Here is a 7,465-nt window from a genome sequence, read left to right on the forward strand (position 1 = left end):
GGCGGCGACCTTGTCAAACATCCCAATGATGCTTGAGCAGCTGACACAAGAAACAGCAGATGCCGTCAAACAACAATTACGAGAGCATGTAGAGGTCCAACAAATTGCTCATCAGATTGATATAAAAAATCAGCTAGAGCTAATGGCGTTGGGAAAAGAGCCTGCTACCAAATTAGCAAAATTTGCAGATCAGATTTTAGATATTGTGACCCAATCAGCTACTTTTGAATCCAATGTATTATTTAAACAGCTTGAGGCCTTAATGCTGACATTTGATAAAAAAGATTTTACTGAGCAAAAGGGTTTCTTCAAGAAGCTATTTACACGTAAATCCAAAAGTGAAGAGGATGTATATGCAAAATACAATGTGCTCGGTAGAGATATTGAGAAAATTCATTACCAATTTGTGCTTATGGAAGATGAATTAGCGAAGGATAATCGATTACTCGCTCGATTATACAAGGAAGATTTGATGTTTTACCTTGACTTAGAAAAATATATAGTAGCAACTGATATGAAATTACATGAGGTGCAAACCACATTAATTCCTATGTATGAAAAACAGGGTGAGGCAGGTAATCAGGTAGCCAAAATGGAGCTTAATCGATTACAAGCAATTGCAGAACTGCTTCAACAAAAAATAGATGAGTTGGAGAAATCACGAATGGTTGCCATTTTAACAGCTCCACAAATTGAGATGCTACGTCAGGGGAATAGTGAGTTGATGGAACAGATTAATGGCGCATTTGTTAAAACCATTCCTGTTTTTAAAATGGGGCTGATGAATGCTGTAAATGAAAGACGGCAGCAATTACAAAATCAATCAGCATCAGCCTTTGAAAATCGGATGAAGCAATTTGGAGAAGCTAGCAATGAAGCGGTTCACCTAAGCACGACTCTTGCTCAGCAAGTGGATACAACACAGACACTAGAAGAAATGTGGGATACCATTGTTACGGGTATTGCTAATTATCAGCATTTACGGAATGAGCAGACAGATAAACGTAAGCAAGCTGAGCAGCAGTTGCTAGCTTTACGTTCTTAATTTTACCTCTAAGTACATTTTACTTAGAGGTTTTTTCATATAGTAAAAAGCGACAGATTCACTGTACATGAATCTGTCGCTTACATGGTTGCTAGATAAACTCTTCTTCAAATTCTACATTAATTTCATGGCCGTGGTAGCTTTGGTATGAAACGATCAGTGTATCTAGATGCTCTAAATTTTCCTCGTAATCTAAAATCCTCGATAAAATATAGAGTAAGTGATAGCTAGAAAATTCTGTATCGCCTTCTTCGCGAGCAAAGTTCACTTGCTTGATGAAAATTTCCATTAGTTCATTGCGTTGAACATAGTCGATGCTTTTACTCCACTCGGAATGCTCAGGCTTTAATTTCCCTGTATATTTTAAGAGCAATTGTTCGTGATACGTTAATAGGGAATCAAGCCGTTCCTGAATCATTAAGTGAAATTGAGTAGGTAGCTTAGCTAATTCGTTTTCGTGATTATGCAATCGTTGTAGCAATTCTAAACTTTTTTTGGAAGTTAAAATCATTTGACGATAGACGACCAATTTACGTGCTTTTACATACTTTTTATTTTTGAAGTAATTACGCTCCTCTTTATATAAATCATATAGCGTATCCACTCGTAACATACGGCTTTTAAATTTACTTAATGCACCCTTTGTGGATGTATGCTCAGAAGCCTGACGTACCGCAAGTCGTGTCCAACGAATAATATCATCCTGCAAAATATAAATTTTGCGGAATAGTTTGATCTCATATTTCGGTGGTAAGAAAACAAGGTTAACGACAAATGCTGCTAACACGCCGACTAATATAGTCACAAAGCGTATTAAACCAAATGTTAAAAAGTCTTCTCCTTGGAACTCCATAATGGCTACAACTGACACCAGCGCTAACGAAAGAGATTTTTCTAGTTTAAATTTCAACATTAAACCAATTGCTATGATGACGGCGATGCCAATGGCAACCACATGATGGCCAAAAAGTAGGCCGAATAAGACGGCAATGGTTGCACCTATAATATTTGCTTGAACTTGCTCTACAATGGTTTGATAAGAGCGATAAATAGAAGGCTGTATCGCAAAAATGGCTGCAATTCCAGCAAAAACAGGTGAAGGTAGTTTTAATAGCTCTGCAATAAACAGGGCAAATACGATAGCGACACCAGTTTTAAATACGCGGGCACCTAATTTCATAAAGATGTCCTTTCTGTCTAATATTTTTTAGCTTCTTTACATTATAGAAGGAAGTGCTCATAAAATACATAGATTTGTATGCATGAATAAGAAAAAGGCGACTTATGGTAGAAAGTCGCCTTCGTATGTTCATTATTATAATTGTGAAAATGCGTAATTCACAGCTTTAATCGTTTCAAGAATATCTGCTTCCGTGTGTTCCGTAGTTAAGAACCATGCTTCATATTTAGAAGGAGCTAGGTTAACGCCTTGCTCAAGCATTAGTTTAAAGAAGCGACCAAAAATCTCACCATTAGAGTTTTCCGCTTGCTCATAATTTTCAACTTTCACATCTGTAAAGTAAATTGTCAGCGCCCCTTTAAGACGATTTAATGTGATAGTCACTCCGTGCTCTTTAGCTGCAGCTAAAATTCCTTCTTCTAAAATCCCACCTAACCGATCCATTTCATCGTAAATGCCTGGTGTTTGCAGGACTTCTAAGCATGCAATACCTGCTTGCATAGATGCTGGATTTCCGGCCATCGTTCCGGCTTGGTAAGCTGGGCCTAGTGGTGCGACTGTATCCATAATTTCTTTACGACCACCATATGCACCAATTGGTAAACCGCCGCCAATAACTTTACCAAGTGCTGTTAGATCAGGTGTTAGGCCAAGTAAGTTTTGAGCACCACCGTAGTGGAAGCGGAAAGCCGTGATAACTTCATCATAAATTGTTAAGGCTCCTTTTTCCTTGGCTGTAGCGTGTACTAATTCAAGGAAGCCAGGATTCGGTTCAACAATACCGAAGTTTCCTACGATTGGTTCTATTAAAATAGCTGCAATTTCCTCGCCCCATTTATTCATTGCTTCTGTAAAAGCTTCAGGGTTATTGAAAGGTACTGTAATCACTTCTTCAGCTGTAGAAGTTGTTACCCCTGCTGAGTCGGGTGTTCCTAATGTAGCAGGACCTGAACCAGCAGCTACTAATACTAAATCGAAGTGACCATGGTAGCATCCAGCAAATTTCATTATTTTTGTACGTCCTGTATAGGCACGTGCAACACGAATAGTTGTCATAACAGCTTCTGTACCAGAGTTGTTAAAGCGTACTTTATCCATAGACGGAATGGCCTCTTTTAGCATTTTTGCAAAAGTAACCTCGTATTCAGTCGGCGTTCCAAACAATGTGCCATTTTCAGCTGCATGTGTAATGGCCTTAGCAATGTGAGGATGTCCATGACCTGTAACGATAGGACCATATGCTGCAAGATAATCAATATAACGATTACCATCTACATCCCAAAAATAAGCCCCTTTTCCTCGAATCATTGCCACAGGAGAACCACCGCCTACTGCTTTATATGAACGAGAAGGGCTATTTACACCACCAACGATATGTTGTAACGCCTCTGCGTGTACTGCTTCAGATTTTGCGTGATTCATAGTATTGCCTCCTAACTTTTTATACGTAATCTATTGTAGACCTATCAGTGTAAGAAATCCAAAGAAATTAAGGAATATGACTTGATTTGTTACTTGGAGTAAAATAGAACGTACAAGGGAGGAGATAGTTATGACTTTGCAAGAAGGACAGAAGGTGCCCGATTTTTCTCTTATAAATGAAAAGGGAGAGAGGGTACAGCTAACTGATTTTAAAGGACAGAATGTTATTTTATACTTTTACCCAAAAGATATGACACCAGGTTGCACAACCGAAGCATGTGATTTTCGAGATAAGTTTGAGGACTTTAGTCATTTAAACGCTGTTGTTCTGGGTGTTAGTCCAGATGATGCAAACAAACATACAAAATTTATTGATAAGCATGGATTGCCTTTTACTTTATTAGTAGATGAAGATCATGCTGTAGCAGAGGCATACGGTGTATGGGTCTTAAAGAAAATGTATGGACGTGAATTTATGGGTATTGAGCGTTCAACATTTTTAATTGATTCGGAGGGTAAGTTAATGAAAGCTTGGCGTAAAGTACGTGTGAAAAATCATATTGAAGAAGTTTATGCCTATTTAGCAGAACAGGAGGCGACAACATGAGAATCTATTTTACTTTTGAACCAAGACCAGATTTACGTGAACCATTATTAGCAGAATTCCCACAAGTCGATTTTATATTTGAAAGCGGAATAACAAATGAAGAGCTTCAACAAGCGGATGTATTAGTTACATATGGTGAGGATTTAACAACAGAGAGCATCCAACAGGCGACGAAGTTAAAATGGATTTTTGTTGCATCAGCAGGTATTGAAAAAATGCCTGCCCAAGCTATTATGGAACGTGGTATTTTAGTTTCGAATGTACGAGGTATTCATAAAACACCTATGGCAGAATCAATGCTAGCCCATGTTTTAGCCATTAAACGCGCTTTACCTTGGATGTATGAGCAACAAAAGAAAAGTGAATGGTCAAAAAAAGCCAAACAAACTGAATTGCGAGATAGTACAGCGCTTATTTTAGGTCCAGGCGCTATTGGCTCGGAAGTGGGTCGCTTATTACAAGCTTTTGGTATCAAAACTATTGGCTGCAATCGTTCTGGCAATGAAGCGTCGAACATGGATAAGATGATTAGCTTTGGGCAATTAAAAGAAACTTTGCCGAGTGCGGATATTGTCATTTCTGTGCTGCCAAAAACACAAGAAACAACGCATTTATTAAATGAAGAACATTTTATTGCTATGAAGAGCAGTGCGATTTTCATGAATTTTGGCAGAGGGAATTTGGTTGATGAAAAGGTACTCATTCAGGCGATTGAAGCGGGAGAAATTGGACATGCCGTTTTGGATGTATTCGAAGAAGAACCTCTGTCATCAAACAATCCACTATGGGCATTGCCAAATGTTATAGTATCACCACATGTCTCAAGCCATTCATCTCGTTATGTGGAACGAAGCTTAGAAATTTTTAAGCCAAGCTTAACAAAATGGCTAAAAGGTGAAAGAGATTTAGAAAATGTCATGGAGCTATCGAGAGGATATTAAGAAAAAACGATGAAATTAGAGGATTAGTATGTGTGATTGTTGACGAAGTAGCGCTAATTGGATACACTATTTATAACAATTATAAATTAATAATACTTATGGAAGAGGTGCATGACGATGTCTACAACGCATTTACAGGATGCACTGGACACGTTAAAAACAACTGGTGTACGTATTACTCCTCAGCGTCATGCTATTTTGGAATATCTAATTCAATCTATGGCACATCCTACTGCCGATGAAATTTATAAAGCACTTGAAGGGAAATTTCCTAATATGAGTGTAGCGACGGTCTATAATAACCTGCGAGTATTTCGTGAGGTAGGTCTTGTGAAAGAGCTTACTTATGGAGATGCTTCAAGTCGCTTTGATTTCGTGACAAATGATCATTACCATATGATTTGTGAATGCTGTGGCAAGATCGTCGATTTCCATTATCCTGGTCTCGATGAAATAGAGCATTTTGCATCACAGGTAACTGACTTTGATGTGCATTCGCATCGTTTAGAGATATACGGCACATGTCCATCATGTAAAGGTGTTACTGCTAAAGTACAATAAAAATCCTAGCTCTTTTACGGGCTAGGATTTTTTCGTTCTATGATTATAGGATTGGTCGAACTCTTTACCTTCAAGGGTAGGATCAAGCGTTAATGGCTCATTACAATACATACACATATCCACTCTACCTAAAACTTTTGTATGCTTATGGCAATTTGGACACTCAACTTGAATTGCCCGTGTTGATAATAAACCTATCCAGGCATAGACAACTGTACTACCAATAATACATAAAACACCTAATGTCATGAAAATTAAAACTAATATTGGGCTATTTTTAAAGAATATACCTCCGTACATTACAATAAAACCAATAAAGATTAGTGCTAAAGCGAATGAACGAATTTTATTAATTTTACTTTTATAAGGTTTCATTTATCTTGCCTCCCAATCTAAAATCTACTATAACATATAAGGGCAAAGTATTTTAGCTTTGAGGTAAATCAAAGAAGGAATACTTTTAGAGTATGTCGAATTTTTAACGGAACAAGAGAAGCTATATGAATAAAGGGGGGCTGAACATGGAGCAAGTATTGCGTCCTATATACCAAGAACGTGCGAGTCAGTCAAATACATTAGGCGTTATTTTAGTAGAAAAGCGTGAGGAGCAAAGTAACGTTACAGATACATTTGATACTGTTTTATTAATTATTGTAAAAGAAGCAGAGCAGCCAGTCTTTTCAAAACATTACTTATATGAAGGAAATAAAGTCGCACTACATACGGTTACGGAAAAATTAATACGGAAATGGCTCCTAATCGGTTCTAATAAGAAAGTAGTCGATTGGATTTTCTTTGGCAGAGTACTATTTGATCGAAATGAATTTCTGCATAAATTAAAAATAGAATTGCAGGAATTTCCGTATAGTGGTCGTAAGATTAAAACGGGCATCCAATTTTCAAAGTTAATCCGTCGTTATTTGGAGGGGAAAGAATACTTTGATAAGGGCAGTTATTTGGATGCATATAATCATGTAGTCGATTCTTTACACCATTTGGGTCGTTTATCGATTATTGATAGTGGTTTATACCCTGAAGTAACTGTATGGGGACAAGTGAAAAAAATTGAACCAGCCATTTATAAGTTATACGAAGAGCTAGTGACAAGTAATGAGCCAATAGAAAAGCGTCTAGAACTTTTATTTTTAGCAAGTGAGTTTTTGATCCATTCTCGTACACGAGATGGAGCACAACATATATTAGAAGTGATGCAAACAAAGGAAACCTGGTCTATTCAAGAGCTACATGACCATCATGAACTCATGAATTACTCAGTAGATTTAGAAGTGTTTGTCGAATACTTAGTGGATAAGGGGTATATTCATATAGAGCCAGTTACTGCGAAAAACGAGATGATCTTTCACCGCCATTATAAGGTCAATAAAGATGCTCTAGAAATTGGTCAATGACTGTAGTATGCTTGTAATCGAGGTATCTAAAAAATACCTCGATATTTTTTTAGAAAAGTAGTTGACGAATAACATATTGGTATTGTATTATATTAATTGTCGCTAAGACATAACGAATAACTCGATGAAAAACATAAAAAAACTTTTTCGAAAAAAGTGATTGACATGTTTCGAACGAGATGTTAATATAAAGAAGTCGCTGAAAAACGACTTTAAAGTGAACCTTGAAAACTGAACAAGCAAAACGTAATCAATAAAGTTTTTAGTAGCTAGCCTAGCTAGCCTAGCTAGCCTAGCTAG

General features: G+C 37.2%; 8 protein-coding genes. 5 read left to right on the plus strand and 3 right to left on the minus strand.

All coding sequences use genetic code 11. The annotated features are described in order from the left end of the window. Nucleotides 1-10 precede the first annotated feature (10 nt). A complete protein-coding gene (locus PI85_RS18185; RefSeq protein ID WP_036120486.1) occupies nt 11-1,045 on the plus strand; it encodes a toxic anion resistance protein in 1,035 nt (344 codons plus the stop codon). 91 nt (nt 1,046-1,136) lie between these two features. On the opposite strand, the gene PI85_RS18190 is transcribed toward PI85_RS18185, so the two are convergent. Beyond that, nucleotides 1,137-2,225, minus strand: coding sequence for an aromatic acid exporter family protein (locus tag PI85_RS18190; protein WP_036120483.1), 1,089 nt, complete (start codon nt 2,223-2,225; stop codon nt 1,137-1,139). Between the two features lie 135 nt (nt 2,226-2,360). Next, nucleotides 2,361-3,647, minus strand: coding sequence for a glutamate-1-semialdehyde 2,1-aminomutase (locus tag PI85_RS18195; RefSeq protein ID WP_036120479.1), 1,287 nt, complete (start codon nt 3,645-3,647; stop codon nt 2,361-2,363). A 130-nt stretch (nt 3,648-3,777) separates the two neighbouring features. Between PI85_RS18195 and bcp the strand changes: the two genes are divergently transcribed. The 3 genes from bcp (at nt 3,778) to perR (ending at nt 5,756) form a co-directional block, all read left to right on the plus strand. After that, nucleotides 3,778-4,254, plus strand: a complete 477-nt coding sequence (gene bcp / locus PI85_RS18200) for a thioredoxin-dependent thiol peroxidase (protein WP_036120478.1) — start codon at nt 3,778-3,780, stop codon at nt 4,252-4,254. Then, a complete protein-coding gene (locus tag PI85_RS18205; RefSeq protein WP_036120475.1) occupies nt 4,251-5,195 on the plus strand; it encodes a D-2-hydroxyacid dehydrogenase in 945 nt (314 codons plus the stop codon). Before bcp ends, PI85_RS18205 begins: the two co-directional genes overlap by 4 nt. Before the next feature lie 117 nt (nt 5,196-5,312). Next, nucleotides 5,313-5,756 (plus strand): peroxide-responsive transcriptional repressor PerR, encoded by a 444-nt coding sequence (gene perR / locus PI85_RS18210; protein ID WP_031416903.1) that lies wholly within the window; start codon nt 5,313-5,315, stop codon nt 5,754-5,756. Between the two features lie 21 nt (nt 5,757-5,777). On the opposite strand, the gene PI85_RS18215 is transcribed toward perR, so the two are convergent. After that, nucleotides 5,778-6,131 (minus strand): YgzB family protein, encoded by a 354-nt coding sequence (locus tag PI85_RS18215; RefSeq protein ID WP_025115857.1) that lies wholly within the window; start codon nt 6,129-6,131, stop codon nt 5,778-5,780. Nucleotides 6,132-6,277: 146 nt separating this feature from the next. Here PI85_RS18215 and PI85_RS18220 point away from each other — a divergent pair, with 146 nt between their 5' ends. Next, on the plus strand, nt 6,278-7,165 hold the full coding sequence (locus PI85_RS18220; RefSeq protein WP_025115858.1) for a nucleotidyltransferase-like protein: 888 nt from the start codon (nt 6,278-6,280) through the stop codon (nt 7,163-7,165). Nucleotides 7,166-7,465: the final 300 nt, after the last annotated feature.

It is taken from the genome of Lysinibacillus sp. A1, from assembly GCF_000801965.1.
GTDB classification, from domain to species: domain Bacteria; phylum Bacillota; class Bacilli; order Bacillales_A; family Planococcaceae; genus Lysinibacillus; species Lysinibacillus fusiformis.

What these genes read in the sequence shown, in the direction of transcription:
- PI85_RS18195 (WP_036120479.1), bottom strand. Translation starts at nt 3,647, where the DNA reads ATGAATCACGCAAAATCTGAAGCAGTACACGCAGAGGCGTTACAACAT.
- PI85_RS18215 (WP_025115857.1), bottom strand. Translation starts at nt 6,131, where the DNA reads ATGAAACCTTATAAAAGTAAAATTAATAAAATTCGTTCATTCGCTTTA.
- PI85_RS18190 (WP_036120483.1), bottom strand. Translation starts at nt 2,225, where the DNA reads ATGAAATTAGGTGCCCGCGTATTTAAAACTGGTGTCGCTATCGTATTT.
- perR (WP_031416903.1), top strand. Translation starts at nt 5,313, where the DNA reads ATGTCTACAACGCATTTACAGGATGCACTGGACACGTTAAAAACAACT.
- PI85_RS18220 (WP_025115858.1), top strand. Translation starts at nt 6,278, where the DNA reads ATGGAGCAAGTATTGCGTCCTATATACCAAGAACGTGCGAGTCAGTCA.
- bcp (WP_036120478.1), top strand. Translation starts at nt 3,778, where the DNA reads ATGACTTTGCAAGAAGGACAGAAGGTGCCCGATTTTTCTCTTATAAAT.
- PI85_RS18205 (WP_036120475.1), top strand. Translation starts at nt 4,251, where the DNA reads ATGAGAATCTATTTTACTTTTGAACCAAGACCAGATTTACGTGAACCA.